Source organism: Methanosarcina mangrovi (genome assembly GCF_052057765.1).
GTDB lineage: Archaea > Halobacteriota > Methanosarcinia > Methanosarcinales > Methanosarcinaceae > Methanosarcina.
Map to the genome: position 1 here is coordinate 3,207,608 of NZ_CP195120.1, position 19,613 is coordinate 3,227,220.

12 protein-coding genes are annotated in these 19,613 nt (G+C 46.7%); 10 read left to right on the forward strand and 2 right to left on the reverse strand.

Features of this window, described 5'->3' with window-relative positions; all coding sequences use genetic code 11:
* Positions 1 to 153: 153 nt before the first annotated feature.
* Genes ACSAZL_RS14275 through ACSAZL_RS14285 form a run of 3 tightly spaced genes read left to right on the forward strand, consistent with a single transcriptional unit; the run spans position 154 to position 4,976 of the window.
* Positions 154 to 711 carry a hypothetical protein gene (locus ACSAZL_RS14275; protein ID WP_440945300.1) on the forward strand — a complete coding sequence of 186 codons (558 nt, stop codon included), beginning with the start codon at positions 154 to 156 and terminating at the stop codon, positions 709 to 711.
* A gap of 17 nt (positions 712 to 728) precedes the next feature.
* Positions 729 to 3,026 carry an ATPase, T2SS/T4P/T4SS family gene (locus ACSAZL_RS14280; RefSeq protein WP_440945301.1) on the forward strand — a complete coding sequence of 766 codons (2,298 nt, stop codon included), beginning with the start codon at positions 729 to 731 and terminating at the stop codon, positions 3,024 to 3,026.
* A 12-nt stretch (positions 3,027 to 3,038) separates the two neighbouring features.
* Positions 3,039 to 4,976: a hypothetical protein gene (locus ACSAZL_RS14285; protein WP_440945302.1), complete on the forward strand. Its 1,938-nt coding sequence runs from the start codon at positions 3,039 to 3,041 to the stop codon at positions 4,974 to 4,976.
* Between the two features lie 207 nt (positions 4,977 to 5,183).
* On the opposite strand, the gene ACSAZL_RS14290 is transcribed toward ACSAZL_RS14285, so the two are convergent.
* Both ACSAZL_RS14290 and ACSAZL_RS14295 read right to left on the reverse strand, forming a co-directional pair.
* A complete protein-coding gene (locus ACSAZL_RS14290; protein ID WP_440945303.1) occupies positions 5,184 to 8,057 on the reverse strand; it encodes a PGF-pre-PGF domain-containing protein in 2,874 nt (957 codons plus the stop codon).
* A 340-nt stretch (positions 8,058 to 8,397) separates the two neighbouring features.
* Entirely contained in the window at positions 8,398 to 8,523 is a 126-nt protein-coding gene (locus ACSAZL_RS14295; protein WP_440945304.1) for a hypothetical protein, read from the reverse strand.
* A gap of 99 nt (positions 8,524 to 8,622) precedes the next feature.
* On the opposite strand from ACSAZL_RS14295, the gene ACSAZL_RS14300 reads away from it, so the two are divergent.
* From ACSAZL_RS14300 to ACSAZL_RS14330, 7 genes are all read left to right on the forward strand, one after another.
* Positions 8,623 to 8,796: a hypothetical protein gene (locus ACSAZL_RS14300; protein WP_440945305.1), complete on the forward strand. Its 174-nt coding sequence runs from the start codon at positions 8,623 to 8,625 to the stop codon at positions 8,794 to 8,796.
* 1 nt (position 8,797) lies between these two features.
* Complete coding sequence (locus tag ACSAZL_RS14305; RefSeq protein ID WP_440945306.1) at positions 8,798 to 11,194, forward strand: type I restriction-modification system subunit M; 2,397 nt, start codon at positions 8,798 to 8,800, stop codon at positions 11,192 to 11,194.
* Entirely contained in the window at positions 11,191 to 12,354 is a 1,164-nt protein-coding gene (locus ACSAZL_RS14310) for a PDDEXK nuclease domain-containing protein (protein ID WP_440945307.1), read from the forward strand. The genes ACSAZL_RS14305 and ACSAZL_RS14310 overlap by 4 nt, the downstream gene beginning before the upstream one ends.
* Before the next feature lie 177 nt (positions 12,355 to 12,531).
* Positions 12,532 to 13,797, forward strand: a complete 1,266-nt coding sequence (locus ACSAZL_RS14315; RefSeq protein ID WP_440945308.1) for a restriction endonuclease subunit S — start codon at positions 12,532 to 12,534, stop codon at positions 13,795 to 13,797.
* Positions 13,794 to 15,731, forward strand: a complete 1,938-nt coding sequence (locus ACSAZL_RS14320; protein ID WP_440945309.1) for a DUF262 domain-containing protein — start codon at positions 13,794 to 13,796, stop codon at positions 15,729 to 15,731. The genes ACSAZL_RS14315 and ACSAZL_RS14320 overlap by 4 nt, the downstream gene beginning before the upstream one ends.
* Entirely contained in the window at positions 15,728 to 18,859 is a 3,132-nt protein-coding gene (locus ACSAZL_RS14325) for a type I restriction endonuclease subunit R (protein ID WP_440945310.1), read from the forward strand. Before ACSAZL_RS14320 ends, ACSAZL_RS14325 begins: the two co-directional genes overlap by 4 nt.
* Positions 18,859 to 19,575, forward strand: a complete 717-nt coding sequence (locus tag ACSAZL_RS14330) for a M48 family metallopeptidase (RefSeq protein WP_440945311.1) — start codon at positions 18,859 to 18,861, stop codon at positions 19,573 to 19,575. The genes ACSAZL_RS14325 and ACSAZL_RS14330 overlap by 1 nt, the downstream gene beginning before the upstream one ends.
* Positions 19,576 to 19,613: the final 38 nt, after the last annotated feature.

Genomic DNA, 19,613 nt, shown 5'->3' on the forward strand with positions numbered 1-19,613 from the left:
TATAGATCAGCAATTAAGCGGAGATTACTTTCACACCAGTTGGCATAGTTCAATATAAAAAGACATATAGGTTGATTAATAGGAAACATTTAATACAGTTGAACATAAATTTCAAAGTAATCTGGGGACATGGGGGTTTAAATTCTGAACATAATGCTAAAACTTCAGGATGCTGCTAACGGCCTGCAGGACACTGTTAGAAGCTTCAGTCCTGGCCTGCTTCAAATGGAAAATAAAGAGGAAGATGAAACCTGTCCGTGCAGGATAAAGCAGACGAAAAACCGGAAAACAATTGTTATCAACTGCAGGGAATGCGAAGCAGAGTCTTCAATTAATGATCCACGCTGCAGGGAAAACATCTTCGGCATCCTCCGGAAGGAGGTTCATGCCGACTGTCTTGTACTCTCAAGGCTTTATGAACGGGACTATGAAGGAGGAGCCCTCTCTTTGCTTTATGAACTGGCAGGTTTCAAGAGAACCATTGCAGCTTACAGGAGCATTGAAGTTGTGCCTGAAGCATGTATTCGGCCCGAAAAAAAGAAGTGCAGCCTTGAGCGAAGAGAGATAATTGCTTCTCTTGCCAAAAACGTGGAAACCGATCCCTTAAAAGCCCGGCTGGAGCTGAGGGAGCTTATCCACGGAAAAACAGCTGGTAGCCGGACGCAACTCCTATCTGCCTTGCGTGCTCGGAGTGTTTCTACAGCATCCTGAATGAAATAGAAGAAAAAATGTCCTGCTTTCCTGATGTCCCGGTTACCAAAAAATCGGGTTACTGTTCGGCAGCGAGCTGGTTAGAAAGTAGAAAGGAAAACAGAAAAGGTTTCGAAGAAAAATCGGGGAAAAAGGTAAAGATAACAACTGGTAGAAAACCAGGAAAGAAAATCGGGAACCTGATAGAAAACACTTCGGGAGAAATAACCCCTGCATTTTTCTCAAGAATAATCTCGTTCTCATTCCCAGTGGCTGGAAAAAAACAGAAGAACAGCAGACAGGAGAATCAAAGCCCTGAGAACCGGAAATCAGAAAATAAAAGATCGGAAAATCGTAGATCAGAGAATCAGAGACCAGGGAACAAAAGAAGCGAGAGCGTAAGAACGGAGAATGAAAAGCCGGATGATAATTTTTTCGACTACGAGAGCAGGATCAAATCTCATGTAAGGCCTCCTTTTTCCAGTTCGAGAATTTACACCGAAGCTCCCGAAAATACCGAATTTCTCGAATGTTACGACATAAGGGGCGGGGAAGGAAGAAACCTTGAGGTCACCATTTACCGCTACACCGACAGACCGGAAAGACTTTACATGATCCGGCCTCCAGAGTACAACCTCAAGCAGGAGGAACTCAGGTTCCTTGAGAAAGTCAGGAGAAAAATGATCCGGCACAGGCCAAAAGACCTTGCTTTTGCAGACCCCACCGGAGCCAGGGAGTACTTCAAATGCATGGCAAAAGACCTGCTGGGGGAAGAACTTCTCGAAAGCGGGAAAGCCTGCAACCCGGATGAGCTTGAAAGCTATGCCGACCTGCTTGCAAAGTATACTAACGGGCTCGGGATTGTAGAAGACCTTCTTTCCGATTCAAGGATAACGGACGTATATATCAATGCCCCTGCCGATACAAACCCGGTGCATGTTGTGCTGGAAGGGGAGGAATGTACAAGCAACATCTTTCTCTCGCAGGATGACCTTGACTCCCTGGTCTCAAGGTTCAGGACAATTAGCGGCAGGCCGTTTGGAGAAGCTGTCCCTGTGCTTGAGCTCAATCTTGAGGCTTTCGGGGTAAGGGTTTCCGTAATAGGAGACCCGCTAAGTGCAAACGGGCTTGCATATGCTTTCCGAAAACATTCCCTAACACCCTGGACCCTGCCGAAACTAATCAATACAGGTTCGATTTCTCCTTTTGCCGCCGGGTTTTTGAGTTTCCTCATGGACGGGCAGGCTTCGGTCCTTGTTGCCGGAGAAGTGGGAGCCGGGAAGACCTCGCTTATGTCGGCAATGCTGCTTGAAATCCCGCAGAAATACAGGATCCTTACAATCGAAGACACCCACGAACTCCCGACAGAACAACTCCAGGAACTGGGCTGGAAAGTACAGGGGATGAGCTCCCACTCTTCAGTCCTGAAGTCCGGGGCGGAAATGAGTCCTGAAACCGCGCTCCGGGCTGCCCTGCGGCTCGGGAGTTCTTCTCTGGTGCTGGGAGAGGTCCGGGGACCGGAAGTTAAAGTGCTCTACGAAGCCATGCAGGTAGGAAATGCCGGAAACTCCGTTATAGGGACCATCCACGGTTCGTCCGTTGAAAACATCTATGAGAGAGTCGTGCACACCCTTGGGGTTCCTCCGGCTTCTTTCAAGGCAACCGATGCGGTAATAATATGTTCGGGAATCAGGCCCGGGGGGAGCATGAAAAAGTTGAAACGGGTGAGCCGGATTGCAGAGGTGACCGGCACGTCGATAGAAGACCCCGAACCTTCGGAACTCTTCAGAGATATCATGTATTATGATGCTGCTCAGGACTGTCTGCTTGCAGGAGAGGTGCTCGAGCAGGGGCAGTCCGAACTTATAGGGAAGATTGCACGAAAATGGGGGATTTCCATTGACAGCGCCCTGAAAAATATCGAACTTCGGACAAGGATAAAAGAAAGAATTGCAGCTGAAGGGATTCACAGGCCATTCCTGCTTGAAGCCGAAGCCGTAAGCGAGGCAAACAATATGTTCTGGCTGCTTTCGGATTCCATAAAAGCAGGTAGTAGAAGATTTGAAACTGACAACGAACCGGCTTCAAGGGATGAAACTGAAGAGCTTTACAGACAGTGGGAAACCTGGTTTGAAAACTTTTCCAGGGTATGCACAGGAGCAGAGAAAAAAGGGATCGGAAAAAAAGGAACAGGGAAACAACTAGCTAAAGAAAGATTAACTGTACAGGAAAAACGGCCGATAGAAGAAAAACAAACAGCAGAAGTAAAACAACTGACACGGGAAAAACTACTGGAAAAGGAAAAACAGCTGCAAGAAACAAAAATAACTGCCTGAGAGGAACGGAGCATGGAAGTAAGCAGCTGGTACGTTAGAGCCTGCAAAACCACTGCAAAGCAGTGGGTGTGGGCTGTCCCGGACCCTGAGGCCTTCAGCCGGAAATGTGAAAAAAGCGTGAGCCCTGAATACAGAGATGCCCTCCGGTTTACAGGTTTTGACCTGGAAGCCTTTGAGACAGTTTTATTTTCTTACGTGGGGACATTTATAACCTTAATTTTACTGCTAGGGATAGACCTTTTCCTTCTTCTTTCCCGGAGTTTTGAACCCAGGACTCTTTTCATAATGGGAACCCTGACCTTTATCCTTCCGCTGATAGTTCTCTGCTACCTGAGCGAATATGTGAAGATAAAGGCCAGCTTTATGAAAATCTCTTCTCTCGGGGACATCCCGGAAATCCTGAGCTATATCATCATGTCAATGAAGCTGGTCCCCAACCTCGAACATGCTGTTCTTTTTGCTGCCCGGAACTCGGAGAGGCCGCTTGCCACGGACTTGAAAAAGCTGACCTGGGACCTGAATTTGAGGCTCTACAGCAGCATGGACGATGCTCTCCTTTCTTTTGCCGACCTGTGGGGCAGGAACAGCGAATACTTCAAACGTTCCCTGCACCTGATAAAGAGTTCAACAGCAGAGCCCGACGAAGCCCAGAGAGTCATCACTCTGAACCGCGCCCTTGACGTCAGCCTTGAAGGGACTGAAAGCCTTATGGAGGTTTTTGCCGAAAAGCTGAAGACCCCAAGTTACATCCTCTACTCTATTTTTATCCTGATCCCCCTCGCCCTTGTCGCTCTCCTGCCTGCGGTCACGGTTGTGGGGATGAAACCCGAGATTACGGACCTGATCCTCCTCTACGACTTTGTCTTTCCCGTCCTTGCAGCGGTATATTCGGAGTATGTCCTGATGCAGAGGCCTGTTGCCTTTATCCCCAAACAGATCCCGGATTCCCACCCTGACCTTGCGGACATCAGGCAGAAGAAGAGGGTTGCCATAACGCTTTCAGTCCTGGCCTTCTTACTGATAGCTCCTTCAGGATACCTTCTGCTGCTGATCGGAAACCCGGGAGAAATAGTTTCAACCGAACCCCTCAGCGGGTATCTTCCCCCTACCCTTCCTTTAGTTGTCGGAGGAACTGCCGGAATCTCGATTTACCTGTACTTCTCGTCCATTCCGTATAGGAAAATAAGAGACCGGATAAAACAGATGGAACTGGAATTTGCAGATTCTCTCTTTGTGCTCGGCAGGAGGATTTCGGAAGGAAAGGCCCCGGAAGAAGCCTTTGCCCACACTTCCAGGACCATGGAAGGCTCAAAAATCGGGGAGGCCTTTGAAGAGATTTCCATGAATCTGCTCAGCGTGAGGACAAATCTCAGGGATGCTATCTTTGATGAAGAAATCGGGGCTTTCAGGCACATATATTCTGAGAGGATAAGAAACACGATGCTCCTCTTTACGGAAAGCGTCCATAAAAACCACGAAGCTGCAGGAGCTTCAATAATCAAACTTGCCGACCACTTAAAAGAACTCAGTGCCGTAGAAGAGAGGATCAGGCATTCTCTCTATGACGTCACCTCAACAATGCGTTCAACTGCTGCAATTTTTGCCCCTCTTATTGCAGGAATTACCCTTGCCCTCTCAGAAGTAATTACGAAAATCCTGAACCAGGTAGCAGAAAGGGTAAGCAGGGTCCCTGCTGATCTTTCCGGAATGCCTGTAGAGATCAACCCTGAAAGTTTTTCACAGTCCATCCCTCCTGACCAGTTTATGCTTGCAATAGGGGCTTACGTTATAATAATCAGTGCAATCCTTACCCGCTTTGCAGGAGCTATAGAATACGGAGGGGATAGAGCACAGTTGAAATACGACCTCGCCTGCATGCTTCCGATTACAGTGCTTATCTTTGCTGTTTCGGCTGCGGCTTCAAGGGTTGTATTTAGCGGGATGGTGTGAGAGAAAATAGTTAACTGGAAAATGGCTGAAAAGTAAACCGGAAGAGTCAGGAAGCAGCCGAAAAGATAAGAAAAAAGAGCAGATGAAAGATAAGAAAAAAAGAGCAGATGGAAGATAAGAAAAAAAGAGCAGATGGAAGGACAAGAAAAATAAGATAGGGATTAATTCCCCTGTCTGTTTTTCACATAAAATCAGGCATTCCACCTTTTACTTTCTTTTATACAGGAACACTGCAAGCAGACCGACTACTCCGTAAATCATTTCAAAGCCCGGCAAACTTGCACTTTCTTTCGGGTCGGCTTCCTGTTCAGCTTCAGGTCCTTTGTTACCCTCATCAGTTTCATCAACCGCTCTAGTCTCAGATCCGAGATTTGCTCCCGTTTCAGTTCCTTCACCGGTGCTTTTTGCCTTCCCTGTAATAGCAAATGAAGAGAATCCCGGAGTTTCGGCCGTGAAATACAGGAATTTATCATCTTCTCCTGAAAGGCTGGATTGAAGTTGTTCCCATTTTGTGTCGTTATACCGGTTCAGGGTGATAGAAGCCTGATCTATCCCTTTATCCTGTATCCAGCTCTTTTCAACTTTGAAACCGATGACCGGGTTTTCTATATTCTTTGAGCTCGCAGTTTCGCCGTTTCCGACCCAGATATTAAAAGATTTGTAGACTTCGCCTTCAGGAAGCTCGGAAACAAGTGAAGAACTGTTTTTTAACTGCTCGACGATTGTTGCGGTTTTACCCAGAGTCCTCTTTGCGTCAAAACCCACATACACGACACAGGTCGCATTCTTTGTGAAATCAAACTTCACTTCATTTCCGTTCGTAATGAAGACCTGGGAAAGTTCCTTTGCTTCAACGTTTTTCGCAGGTTCGGGAGAGCCGCCTCCACCGCCACCACTGCTTCCACCGCTGCTCTTGTGGCTGCTTCCTCCACTGGAACTGGTAACAACCGGCTCTGTGACAACGATATAATCTGTCTTTGTAACCGTATTGTTACCTGCGGAATTTTCCACAGTTAGACTGACTGTGTAATTTCCTGGCTCCGCAAAAGTATGTGTTGCGTTCATGGGGTGTTTTGAATTTATACCGTCACCAAAATCCCAGAGCCAGGAACTAGGAGCCGGACCGGTACTGGTATCCGTAAATAATACAACTAAAGGAGCCGGGCCGGAACTTACATTCGCAGAGAAATCTGTCACCGTCGCGTTGGGGTCTGTGACCGTGATATAATGGTATTTCGTTATGATAGAGTTCCCACCGCGGTTATCCAAGTACAGTGTTACGGTGTACTTACCGGGATTTTCGTATACATGCGTTGCATATGGTGTCGCCGACTCGTTATCATCTACCACATAAGTTTGAACGACTCCATCGCCGAAATTCCATTCGCGCCAGATCGGATAATTTGGTAACTCAGCATCCAGGTCGTCGACGAATGTGACCGTGAGCGGGGCATTTCCGGATCTTACATCGGACGAGAAATATGCAGGGATTGCAGGTGCGTCTATGATCCCGACGAGTACGTAACCGTATTTGCTTGTCGTATTGCTGCCAAAAGAATTAGTTACCGTTAAGTTGACGGTATACCCGCCCCTGGCACTGTATGCATGCTCAGGGTTCCGGGCGGTTGAAGTGGCGCCGTCCCCAAAATCCCAGAGCCAGGATGTGGGTGACCCCGTGCTATTGTCGGTAAATGACACGGTTTCATTTATGGGAATCGAATCTCCAAAAACACTGAACCTATTTACTTCCGGAGAAAAAAAGTCCGCTACCGGGGCCTGTGGAGGAGTAACAGTAATATAATTTGGTTTATTCACCTTATTACTGCCTGCAGCGTTGGTTACTGTCAAACTGACATTATAGGCCCCCGAATTCGTAAATGTGTGTGTAGCCGTTCGGGCATGCTTTGAGGTAATCCCGTCCCCGAAGTCCCAGAGCCAGGATGTTGGAGTTCCGCCACTGCCGGTATCAGTAAATAACACAACCAGAGGAGCAGTCCCGGAGGTTACGTTGGCTGTGAAGTCGGAAGCAGGTAATACTGAGTTATACTTAGCTGTGAGTGGCAGGTAGTCATAGTTCTTTTCAGATATTGCATAAGCCGAATTTGCAATACCATCTCCGTTTGCATCAATAGCAGTCTGAGAGAACCCGGTTCCATCCGGCTTTGCCCAATAATTACCTCCAAGATATGATCCGCCAATTATGTTTGTACCGTCAGTGAGGGAGGTGTTCCAGGTATATGTGTCTTCAAAGTCTCCAAACTTTACATTCACTGTGTTGTTGAAATAATTATTATAGGCTCCTTTAGCTTCTAAAGAACCAACCACTTTGAGTCCACAGTCTGAGCAGTACATTATTTTATTTCCAATTAAATTTGCACCACCGGTTTCTCCGGCTACTACTCCTACCCCACAATTTGTGATTTCGTTGTTTTCGAGATCATAAGATAAGCCAGAAACATGTATTCCGACATCACAGTTGTTTATTTTGTTACCACTGATAGGCGGTACATTTCTTTCATCATAAACATAAATTCCTGTAGAACAATTTAAAATTTCATTATTTGTTATTTCATTGTAATCGCCACAACATGCCACGTCTATACCAGTACCACCAGTGATTTTGTTTCCGGATATGAGAATACCGGAACTCTCAGATCCTACGCCAATACCACCATTTTCAATAACGTTGCTTGTTATCTGGCTCATATTGTTTAGATAATACTCACTATTACCTAACCACGCGTTATTAACATAAACACTACCATTGATATCAAAACCGGTTAGTGTTATCCCAACATTGCTTAGAAGAATAGTTGTCTTTGTGCTGTCTGCCGGTTCAATAAACACGTCATTTGTTTCCGGTTTAATTGTTAGCCTTGCTGTTGAAACGTTTATGTTTTCAACATAAGTTCCAGGTTTTATTATAATTACATCTCCGGCTTCCGCACCATCTACAGCTTCCTGTATTGTAGAATATGATCCACTTCCGTTGCCCACTATAATATCTCTTGCCGATACTGTAGATGGTACTCCCACCAGGAATATCAAAGTAAAAACTATGAATAGAGTTTTACTCTTCACTTTATTTCCCCCACGTAGACTCTATTTTTCGAAGATAGAGTAGTACATACTATACTATCTGTTTCACTTACCCACTTAATTAGATAATTTAGAATTAATAATATCACAATTCTTTAAATGTGAATTATATTTATGATTAATTACACATTCTATAAATAACCAGACTACGGCCTCTATAATAATTCAATAAGTAAAATTCCTTCTGACTTTTGCTACTTACTAGCTTTGATTCAAAACTGGAGTAAACGCAAAATAGGAAAAAATAGAGACAGGAAAAACTAAGAAAAAAATGGGACGAAAAGAGAAAAAAGAACGCGAAGTGAAGCTCAGACTATCTCTGCTACTTTCTTTTTAGATGCTTGAACGCTTCTTTTGCCCCGGATTCGGTAAGCCCGGCTCCCATTGCAATTTTCAGGGCGGTCTCATCGGTAATAAGGTTCTCGGGAGCATGGGTGTCAGTGTTCACGACAAGCGTTGCTCCGAATTTTGATAAGTATAAAGGAACAAATTTATTACTTTTGACTGTGATCGTTGGATAGTTACTATAATAAGAAGATGAAAATGCATGAACCAAAACGGAAAACACATTTCAGCCCGCATAAGGGACTCAGAAAGCAGGAAACGTAATACCGGTGTTGTCCCGAACTACCTGAAATTCGTTAACAATATTTTCAATCTGGAAAGGTTCTATTTCGTGTTCAGCCGATTGTCCCTGAGCAAACATTCATTGGTGGTATGAAATGGCTCTTAAAAAATCCGAACTTTACTCTTCTCTCTGGTCCAGCTGCGATGAACTTCGCGGCGGAATGGATGCCAGCCAGTACAAGGATTATGTACTCTCCCTATTGTTTATCAAATACATCAGTGACAAATACGCTGACATGCCTTTTGCACCTATTAACGTCCCCCAGGGTGCGAGCTTCAGGGATATGGTTGCACTCAAAGGCAAACCGGATATCGGCGATCAAATTAACAAGAAAATAATCGCTCCACTGGTCAACGCCAACAAACTGTCCGATATGCCGGACTTCAATGACGCTAACAAGCTCGGCAGCGGTAAGGAACAGGTGGACAGGCTCACTAATCTCATTGCTATTTTTGAAAATCCTGCCCTTGATTTCTCAAAGAATCGCGCCGAAGACGATGACATCCTGGGTGATGCTTACGAATACCTGATGCGTCACTTCGCAACCGAGAGTGGAAAAAGCAAAGGGCAGTTCTATACACCTGCCGAAGTCAGCCGGATTATAGCACAGATACTCGGAATTCGGTATGCGAATACCACAAGTTCCACAACGGCCTACGACCCTACGTGCGGCTCCGGTTCGCTGCTTTTGAAGGTTGCAGACGAAGCAAGGACCAAGATAACCCTGTACGGCCAGGAAAAAGATTCAACCACATCCGGTCTCGCCCGCATGAACATGATCCTGCACAACAACCCTGAAGCTCTTATCGTGCAGGGCAACACCCTTACAGATCCCAAGTTCAAGGACGGGGAAACACTCAAGACTTTTAATTATGTCGTTGCCAATCCTCCCTTCAGCGACAAGCGATGGAGCACAGGACTTGACCCGTTTAAAGATGTTTACGAGCGTTTTAAGCCATTTGGAGTTCCACCTGCCAAGCAGGGAGATTATGCTTATCTGCTGCATATTGTTCGTTCGCTCAAGAGTACAGGCAAAGGAGCCTGTATCCTGCCACACGGTGTTTTGTTTCGGGGCAATGCCGAAGCCGATATCCGGCGTGCCCTTGTGCGCAAGGGATACATTAAGGGAATTATCGGTCTTCCAGCCAATCTTTTCTATGGTACCGGCATCCCTGCATGTATTATTGTCATTGACAAGGAAGAGGCTCAAAACCGCAAGGGCATTTTCATGATCGATGCTAGCACGGGTTTCATGAAAGACGGTCCCAAGAACCGCCTCCGGGCTCAGGATATCCATAAGATCGTTGATGTTTTCACAAAGCAGGCTGATGTCCCGAAATACTCGAAGATGGTAAGTTTTGAGGAGATCGAAAAGAACGAATTCAACCTCAACCTCCCACGCTACATCGACAGCCAGCAGGCTGAAGACCTTCAGGACATCGAGGGCCACCTGCACGGAGGAATTCCGTGTGCGGATATTGATGCTCTTGAGCGTTACTGGAAGGTCTGTCCTCAGCTTAGGCAGGCGCTGTTCACTGAGATTCGTCCCGGCTATCTGGAACTTGCCGTTGACAAGACAGCTATCAAATCCGCTATTTACGAGCACCCCGAGTTTGCAGCTTTTACCGCCGGCATGAATGCACATTTCGCTGCCTGGCGTGCGACTACTTCTGCTATGCTCCGGCAATTAGAACCCGGCTTCTACCCGAAGGAAATCATAGCAGGGCTTTCCGAAAACCTGCTTGCCCATTATGCAGATAAGCCGCTCATCAACCAGTACGATATTTATCAACACCTGATGGACTACTGGACTGAGACGATGCAGGACGACTGCTACCTTATTGCGGACGAGGGGTGGAAAGCAAAGACTTTCCGTATTATCGAGAGGGATAAGAAGGGAAAGGAGAAAGACAAGGGATGGACCTGCGACCTTGTGCCCAAGCCCCTTACTGTTGCCCGTTACTTCGCCAAAGAGCAGGAAGCTATCGATAAGCTATCTGCTGAGCTGGAAAGCATCACTGCCAATATGACAGAGCTGGAAGAGGAACAGGGTGGTGAAGAAGGAGCATTCTCCGAACTTGATAAGGTGAACAAGGTAAATGTCACTGCACGCTTGAAGGATGTAAAAGGTGACAGGGAAGCAAAGGAAGAAGCTGCTGTCCTCAACGATTGGCTGAGACTTGCCAGTGAGGAAGCAAATCTCAAGAAGCGCCTGAAGGATGCTGAGACTTTACTCGATTCAAAAGCCCATCACTATTATCCAAAACTTACTGAGGACGATATCAAAACGCTGGTTGTGGAAGATAAATGGCTTTCTTCACTGGATATAGCCATTCATGGCGAGATGGACCGGATAAGCCAGTCCCTTACCCAGCGCGTGAAGGAACTGGCCGAACGCTATGAAACCCCGATGCCACAGATGACTGACCGTGTGGCTGGGCTGGAGGCAAAGGTAAACCGTCATCTGGAGAGGATGGGGTTCAAATTATGAACACCGGGAACAATTACGGTTTTCAACAACTTGTCAATCTCTGCACGCAGACACATCAGGATATGCAGATGCGGGCGGGCCGTTCCGTTAATATCCATCTCGTGGTCCGCAACTGGCTTTTTGGTTGCTATGTTGTAGAGTATGAGCAAAATGGATTCGACAGGGCTGAATATGGGGTTTATCTGATCGAAAGGTTATCGGATGAGCTGGGAAAACAGCTAGGTAGAGGCTTTTCGGCCCGGTCCCTTGAACAGTGCCGCAAGTTCTACCTGACGCATAAGCAAATTCCGCAGACAATGTCTGCGGAATCCGGGCCGGACAGCGAAACTTTTTTGCCGAAAGGATACCTGCCAATATCGCAGGCAGTGTCTGCGGTATCCGGAGGCATGGGGATAAAAGCAAACGGATGGCAGGATATTGTGGCAAGTTTGCTCAAGCGTTTCTCCCTTAGCTGGTCCCATTATGTGACTCTTTTGACAATAGAAAATCCTGATGAACGCCGTTTTTACGAAATCGAAGCCGCACAGAACCACTGGAGTGTGCGTGAACTGGAGCGGCAGATTTCGAGTTCGCTCTACGAACGGCTGGCCCTGAGTCGCAACCGGGACGAGATCCGCAGGCTTGCCGAACAGGGGCTTGTGGTTGAAAAAGCGGCAGACCTGATCAAAAACCCTTTTGTTCTGGAATTTCTTGACCTGGAAGAGAAGCCTTGCTGGTCTGAGAACGATCTGGAATCCGCCATCATCGACAGGCTTGAGACTTTCCTGCTGGAACTCGGCAAAGGTTTTCTCTTCGAGGGCCGACAGAAGCGCTTCACCTTCGACAACGACCACTTTTACATTGACCTCGTTTTCTACAACCGGCTCCTCCGCTGCTACGTCCTTATAGACCTGAAGCGGGACAAGCTCACCCATCAGGACCTCGGCCAGATGCAGATGTATGTGAACTACTTTGACCGATGCGTGAAAACTGCTGACGAACTCCCCACAATCGGCATCATCCTCTGCCGGCGCAAGAATGAAGCACTGGTCGAACTGACCCTGCCGAAAAACGCTAACATCTTCGCTCCGAAATACCAGCTCTACCTGCCGTCCAAGGAAGAATTGAAAACACAGCTGGAAAAGATAGAGAAAGAATTGGAGAGTGGCAGGTATGAATAAGGCTGAAACTGCTTCTGGCTCTCAAACCTGCACTTACTGCTCCATACTCACCAAGGATATGATCAGTCAGCAGTCTGCTGACCAATTGCCCAGATTCCATATTAACCCCGTCGAATTCGACGGGATTAAAACTCAGGCAGAGCTGTTTCATCCTGAATCGAAACAGGAGGAAAGGCCATGAGTGCAGAATGCAGATCTGATAATATCCCTCCCGGCTACAAACAGACTGAGGTGGGAGTTATACCTGAAGATTGGAAGGTGAAGCCTATGGCTGAGTTATTCACCTTCCAGAATGGGGTTAACGCTGATAAATCGTCATATGGAAGCGGAATTCCTTTTATCAATGTTCTGGAAGTTATTACTCATTCTACTATCACAGAGGACAAAATTCCGGGGAAAATTTCTTTATCGGCACAGGCGATTAGTGCTTTTACAGTTCAGCGAGGAGATATTCTATTCAACAGAACTTCTGAGACCCAAGAGGAAGTTGGGCTCACGTCTGTCTACATTGGAAATGAAGTTGTGGTGTTTGGAGGATTTGTAATTCGTGCAAGGCCGAAAGACAGCAGCTTATACTCTATTTTTACATCCTATGTTCTACGTTCTCCAGCTATTAGGTCGCAAATTATGGCACGTGGGCAAGGTGCCGTTCGAGCTAACATCGGCCAACAAGATTTGTCACGGGTTCTGGTCGTCTTACCCACCAAAGCCGAACAAGAAGCCATCGCTGAAGCGCTCTCCGATGCGGATGCCCTAATAGAATCTCTGGAGCAGCTCATCGCCAAGAAACGCCAGATCAAACAGGGCGCCATGCAGGAATTGTTGACTGGGAAGAGAAGGCTGCCGGGGTTTAGTGGAGAATGGGAAACGAAGCGTTTAGGTGATATTGCTGAAATCAGAGACGGTACTCATCAAACGCCGAAATACGTAGAATGCGGGATTCCATTCTTCAGCGTTGAAAATGTCACAAGTGGCGATTTCACCAATACCAAATTCATTTCCGAAAATGAGCACCGTTTTCTTACGAAGTCATTCAAGATAGAAAAAGGAGATATCTTGATGACAAGAATTGGGTCTATTGGTGATTGTAAATTCATTGATTGGAATGTGGATGCCAGTTTTTACGTTAGCTTAGCATTGCTAAAGATAAGAAAAAGCTATTCTGCAGAATTTATTTGCCACTACTCTAAAACAACAGCTTTCAAAAAGGAAATTGAATTGAATTCTCTCCAATCTGCAATCCCAAAGAAGATAAACTTGGGCCCTATTTCGGATGTCCTTATCAAACTACCCAAAAGCTTCGATGAACAAATTGCCATTGCCACCATTCTCTCCGATATGGATTCCGAAATCACCGCGCTGGAAGAGAAACTTGCCAAAGCCCGCCAGATCAAGCAGGGCATGATGCAGGAACTGCTTACAGGGAGGATTAGATTGATATGAGTTACCAGAAGACAACTATCAAAAAGGCAATTGAGGACATTGATCAGAATAAGATCTATTTGCCTGCTCTCCAAAGGAAATTTGTCTGGAGTAAGCGCCAGATAGAACTTCTGTTCGATTCTCTGATGCGTAACTACCCATTTGGAACATTTTTATTCTGGAGATTGCATAGGGAAAGGGCAGAAAGCTATGTTTTTTATGAGTTTCTCAAAGAATACGATGAGAGAAACCCTTACAATCGCCGTAAGACGGGAGCGTTCTTGCATGAAGAGATTGTCGGTGTTCTGGATGGTCAGCAACGCCTTAGTTCCATGTATATAGGACTCATGGGGACACATACCGAAAAGGCTCCTTATAAGCGCAGTTCAAATCCGAATGCTTATGAAAAGATGTGCCTTTATCTTAACCTGCTTTCTCTCCCCTATTATATTGATGCAGAAGATAATATCTCAACAATTGAAGAGACGAATTTTGAGTTCCGCTTTTTGACTGAGGGAGGAGCAAAAAACAGTGTAACTCGCAAGGTGACAAGCGAAGATGGAACTTCCAGCAAAGACGAGCCCATGTTCTGGATGAAAGTAGGACAGGTCCTCTCATGGAAAAATGAGCCAGAGTTTGACAAAATTGTTGACGATTATCAAAAACAATGCCAGAAAGAAGCTCAAGTAGATGCTATTTTACAGAATAAACGTCTTATCAAGCGTGGGTTAGACACTCTGCATAGGCGGATACATAGGGATGAACTTATCAACTACTTTGAAGTTGCCAAAGATGACCTGGAAGACATTTTAAAGATTTTCGTTCGGGTGAACAGTGGGGGCACAGTGTTAAGCAAGACAGATCTTCTCTTCTCAACGATTGTAGCAACGTGGGATGATGGACGGGATCAGATTGAAAACCTGCTCAAACGAATCAACGAGAAGGGAGATGGTTTCAACTTTGGAAATGAGTATATAATGAGGTGCTGCCTGGTTTTAAGCGACGGACCAGTACTTTACAAGGTCAACTCATTCAAATCCGAAAATGTAGAAAAGATTAGAAGTGAATGGTCGCTTATTGCTATAGCCATCGAGAAAACAGTCGATCTGCTCGTAGAATTCGGCTTCAATGGTAGTGTTCTTTCATCGCAAAATGCGACAATTATTATAGCCTACTATATTTATAAGGGCGGTAACCTCAACAAAGAATCAAAGGAAGGCATACAGAAGTATTTGATTCATGCACTGTTGAATGGTATTTATGGTAGTGCACAGGATCAGGTGATAACTGAACTGCGCAAGGCTTTCCGTGAAGACATAAAAACAGAAACAGGAAAAACTGCTTACCAAGGACACTACGCAAACTTCTCCTTTGAAGAGGTTTTAAAAATAAAACTTCCTCAACAAATGTCTCTAGCAGTGACAGAGGAAGATATAGAGAGATTTCTGCTGTACAGGAAAAGTCCGGCATCTTTTTGGGTTCTTTCACTGCTTCACCCCCAATTACGCTTCAATGAAGTGATTTTTCATCAGGACCATATACATCCAGCAGCTGGCTTCACGGAGGAGAAATTTAGAGAGATGGATATACCTCAGGAGCAATGGCAAGAATGGTGGAGCCTCCGTGACTGTGTGCCCAATCTTCAACTGATGACTGGCAGACAGAACAACAGTAAAAACGCAACACCTTTTAAAGAGTGGTTCATGCAAATGGATGAAGCTGAGCGAACAGCGTTTTCCAAAAACAACTATTTACCAACTGATATCGGGTTAGGTTTCGAGAATTTTATGGAATTTTTTAAGCAACGCAAAGAGAAACTGAGACTTGAGCTGAAGAAGGTTCTGAAGGTTCAGACTCTGGCAGATGTGCAGCCTGAAGCTCTGATAGAATGGGATGTGCATGGCGATGAAATTGATGAGCAGGAATACATTCCTGTGGAGGGTTTCAATTCATGACAATCGGCAAACCCGAAAGAGCCACCCAGGACCGAATAATCTTTCTTTTTCATGACGAGCTTGGCTACCGTTACCTCGGGAACTGGATTGACCGTGAAGGGAACAGCAACATAGAAAAAGGATTGCTCGAAGCCTACCTGGCAAAAAGCGGCTACACCCCCACCCAGATAGGCGTTGCTCTCTACAAGCTGGACATCGAAGCGAACAACCACAGCCGCAGCCTCTACAACAACAACCAGGCAGTCTATATCCTGCTGCGCTACGGTGTCCCCGTGAAGACCGAAGCCGGTAAGGTCACAGATAGCGTGCAGCTCATAAACTGGCAGGAACCGGAGAAAAACGATTTTGCAATTGCCGAAGAAGTAACCCTAAGGGGAAAAAGAGAACGCCGTCCCGACATCGTGCTCTATGTAAACGGCATCGCAATCGGCGTGCTTGAACTGAAAAACAGCCGCGTAAGCATAGAGGACGGCATCCGCCAGAGCCTGTCCAACCAGCAGCCTGAGTTTAACGAATGGTTCTTCAGCACCGTACAATTCATCTTTGCAGGCAATGATTCCGAAGGCTTGAGGTATGGCGCTATCGGCACGCAGGAGAAGTATTTCCTCAAGTGGAAAGAAGACGAAGAGGATGACAGCCGCTTCAAGCTCGACAAATACCTGCTCAAGATGTGCAACAAAAACCGGCTAATAGAGCTGATGCACGATTTCGTGCTCTTTGACGGCGGTGTGAAAAAGCTCCCCCGGTTTCACCAGTACTTTGCTATCAAAGCAGCACAGGAATATGTCCGGCAGCACAGGGGAGGAATCATCTGGCACACCCAGGGGAGCGGCAAAAGTATTGTTATGGTGCTGCTTGCCAAATGGATTCTGGAAAACAACCCCAACGCCCGCGTGGTTATAGTCACCGACCGCGACGAGCTGGACAAACAGATCAAAGGCATATTCAATGATGCAGGGGAGGAGATCAAACGCACCACTAGCGGCAGAGAACTGATGAGCTGTCTCGGACAGGCTAACCCGCGCCTCCTTTGTTCCCTGGTCCATAAATTCGGGCGCAAGGGTGTTGACAATTTTGATGCGTTCATAAAGGATCTGGAATCCCAGCACGGCAAAACCGTTGGCGAGGTTTTTGCCTTCGTGGACGAGTGCCACCGCACCCAGAGTGGGAAATTGCACCGGGCTATGAAGGCGATCATGCCAAATGCGGTCTTTATTGGTTTTACCGGCACGCCACTGCTCAAGAAAGATAAACAGACCAGCCTGGAAGTCTTTGGCGGATATATCCACACCTACAAATTCAGCGAGGCAGTAGAAGACAAAGTGGTCCTCGACCTAGTTTATGAAGCACGTGACATTGATCAGCGTCTTGGTTCCGAGCAAAAAATCGATGCCTGGTTCGAGGCAAAGACCAAGGGCCTCAACGACTGGCAGAAGGACGAACTTAAGAAACACTGGGGCACCATGCAGAAATTGCTCAGTTCACGTTCTCGCATGGACCGGGTGGTAAATGACATCGTTTTCGATTTCAGCGTACAGCCCCGCCTGTCCAGCGAACGCGGAAATGCCATTCTTGTAGCATCAAGCATCTACGAAGCCTGCAAGTACTTCACCCTCTTCCGGAAGACACCTTTCAAAGGCAAATGTGCCGTGGTAACCTCTTACAACCCGCAGGCTCAGGACGTAACAAAAGAGGACACAGGCGCAAATACCGAAACTGAAAAAGAGTTCATCTACAACACCTACACGGAGTTGCTCAAAGACATCGAAACCAATCCGGGAATGACAAAGACCGAGACCTACGAAGAGGAAGCAAAGACCCTTTTCACCAGAGAGCCGGCTAACATGAAGCTGCTTATAGTTGTGGACAAGCTGCTTACCGGCTTTGATGCCCCTCCCTGTACCTACCTGTATATTGACAAGTCAATGAAGGATCACGGCCTTTTCCAGGCTATCTGCCGTACTAATAGGCTGGACGGAGAGGACAAGGTTTTCGGATATATTGTAGACTACAAAGACCTGTTCAAAAACCTGGTCAACGATAAAGGAACCGGAGCGCTTCAGGTCTACTCCTCCGAACTTGACCGCAGCGCAGGCGGTGTCGATCCGGATGTTTTGATGCATGACCGCCTGAAAAAAGGCAGGGAACGCCTTGATAATTCCCTGGAAGCTCTTGCCCTGCTGTGCGAACCTGTCGAGCCGCCGAAAGGCGAACTTGAGCACATCCACTACTTCTGCGGCAATACTGAAATCCCAACCGACCTTCAGGAACACGAAACACAACGTGCTGCCCTCTACAAGGCTACTGCTTCCCTGGTTCGTGCCTACGCCAACATTGCCGACGAACTGGAAGAAGCAGGATACGGCAGTTCGGACATCTCACGCATAAAGCGGCTGCTGGAGCATTATCTCAACATCCGCGAGATCATCCGTAAGGCCAGTGGGGAAAGCCTCGACCTGAAAGCTTACGAGGCAGACATGCGTCATCTTATCGACACCTACATAGAGGCAGCCGAGCCCAGAAAAGTCTCCTCTTTTGAAGATATGCCTCTGCTTGAAATGATAGTAAAAACAGGCATTGACAAAGCTATCGTAACCCAGCTCGGCGGATTGAAGGGTAACAGAAACGCTGTCGCAGAGATTATCGAGAACAATGTCCGCAGCAAAATAATCAAAGAACACCTGAACGACCCGGCCTACTATGAGAAAATGTCTGCTCTGCTGGATGAGATTATAGCTGCCAGGAAGGCTAAAGCTATCGAGTATGAAGAATATTTAAAACGGATTGCTGACCTGGTAAAGCAGGTAGAAGCCGGACATGAAGACGATATCCTCGAAGTACTTAAGACAAAACCTGCGCTGAGGGCGCTCTACAACAACCTGCAAAGCGACGGAAGATATTCCGAATATCAGGAAAAAGAAAGCAGTGGTGAATACATAACCCCCAGCGATCAGGTCCTTAACCTGGCACTGAAGATTGACGAAACGGTAAAGAAAGTGCGGTCTGATGACTGGCGCGGTGTCGAGCCTCGGGAGAGGGCGATCAAGCAAGCCCTGTACGACATCTTACATGACATCGCCGAAGTAGAGCGTATCTTCATAATCATCAAGGCACAAAAGGAATACTGATGACCACGCAGATAGAACTCGGGGATATCACGGTAGACGTAGTGCTCAAGGATATCAAAAACATTCACCTGAGTGTGTATCCGCCCAACGGCAGGGTCAAAATATCTGCTCCCCTGCGAATGGATATGGATACTATTCGTGTTTTTGCCATTTCCAGGCTGGGCTGGATCAGGAAGCAGCAGAAAAAGTTCCGGGAACAGGAACGTGAAACCCCACGTGAGTACCTTGACCTTGAAAGCCATTACGTGTGGGGAAAGCGCTATTTGCTCAAGGTGATCGAAGTCGATGAAGCACCTTCAGTCGAATTAAAACACAGCAAGATGATCCTGCGAGTGCGTCCCGGAACAGATGATGAAAAGAAGCAGGCTATTGTTGATGCCTGGTATCGCGAACAGCTCAAGAAAGCTGTGCCCCCGCTAATTGCCAGGTGGGAACCGCTGCTGGGGGTGAAGGTGGAGCGGTTCTTTGTGCAGCGGATGAAAACAAAATGGGGAAGCTGTAACCATAAAGCACGTAACATCAGGCTCAATACCGAACTTGCCAAGAAACCGAAAGAATGTCTCGAATACACAGTCGTGCATGAAATGACACATCTGCTGGAACCAACGCATAATTCTCACTTTATTTCGTTAATGGACCAGTTTATGCCAAAATGGCAATTTTGCAGGGATAAGCTGAATCAGTTGCCTGTCAGGCATGAGGACTGGATTTATTGATACAATTTTCCCGGAGTTTTGTTGCCATTGGTAGTTAC

Excerpts from the sequence above, each read along its gene's own strand:
- ACSAZL_RS14275 (WP_440945300.1), top strand. The coding sequence starts at position 154 with ATGCTAAAACTTCAGGATGCTGCTAACGGCCTGCAGGACACTGTTAGA.
- ACSAZL_RS14280 (WP_440945301.1), top strand. The coding sequence starts at position 729 with ATGTCCTGCTTTCCTGATGTCCCGGTTACCAAAAAATCGGGTTACTGT.
- ACSAZL_RS14285 (WP_440945302.1), top strand. The coding sequence starts at position 3,039 with ATGGAAGTAAGCAGCTGGTACGTTAGAGCCTGCAAAACCACTGCAAAG.
- ACSAZL_RS14300 (WP_440945305.1), top strand. The coding sequence starts at position 8,623 with ATGAACCAAAACGGAAAACACATTTCAGCCCGCATAAGGGACTCAGAA.
- ACSAZL_RS14305 (WP_440945306.1), top strand. The coding sequence starts at position 8,798 with ATGGCTCTTAAAAAATCCGAACTTTACTCTTCTCTCTGGTCCAGCTGC.
- ACSAZL_RS14310 (WP_440945307.1), top strand. The coding sequence starts at position 11,191 with ATGAACACCGGGAACAATTACGGTTTTCAACAACTTGTCAATCTCTGC.
- ACSAZL_RS14315 (WP_440945308.1), top strand. The coding sequence starts at position 12,532 with ATGAGTGCAGAATGCAGATCTGATAATATCCCTCCCGGCTACAAACAG.
- ACSAZL_RS14320 (WP_440945309.1), top strand. The coding sequence starts at position 13,794 with ATGAGTTACCAGAAGACAACTATCAAAAAGGCAATTGAGGACATTGAT.
- ACSAZL_RS14325 (WP_440945310.1), top strand. The coding sequence starts at position 15,728 with ATGACAATCGGCAAACCCGAAAGAGCCACCCAGGACCGAATAATCTTT.
- ACSAZL_RS14330 (WP_440945311.1), top strand. The coding sequence starts at position 18,859 with ATGACCACGCAGATAGAACTCGGGGATATCACGGTAGACGTAGTGCTC.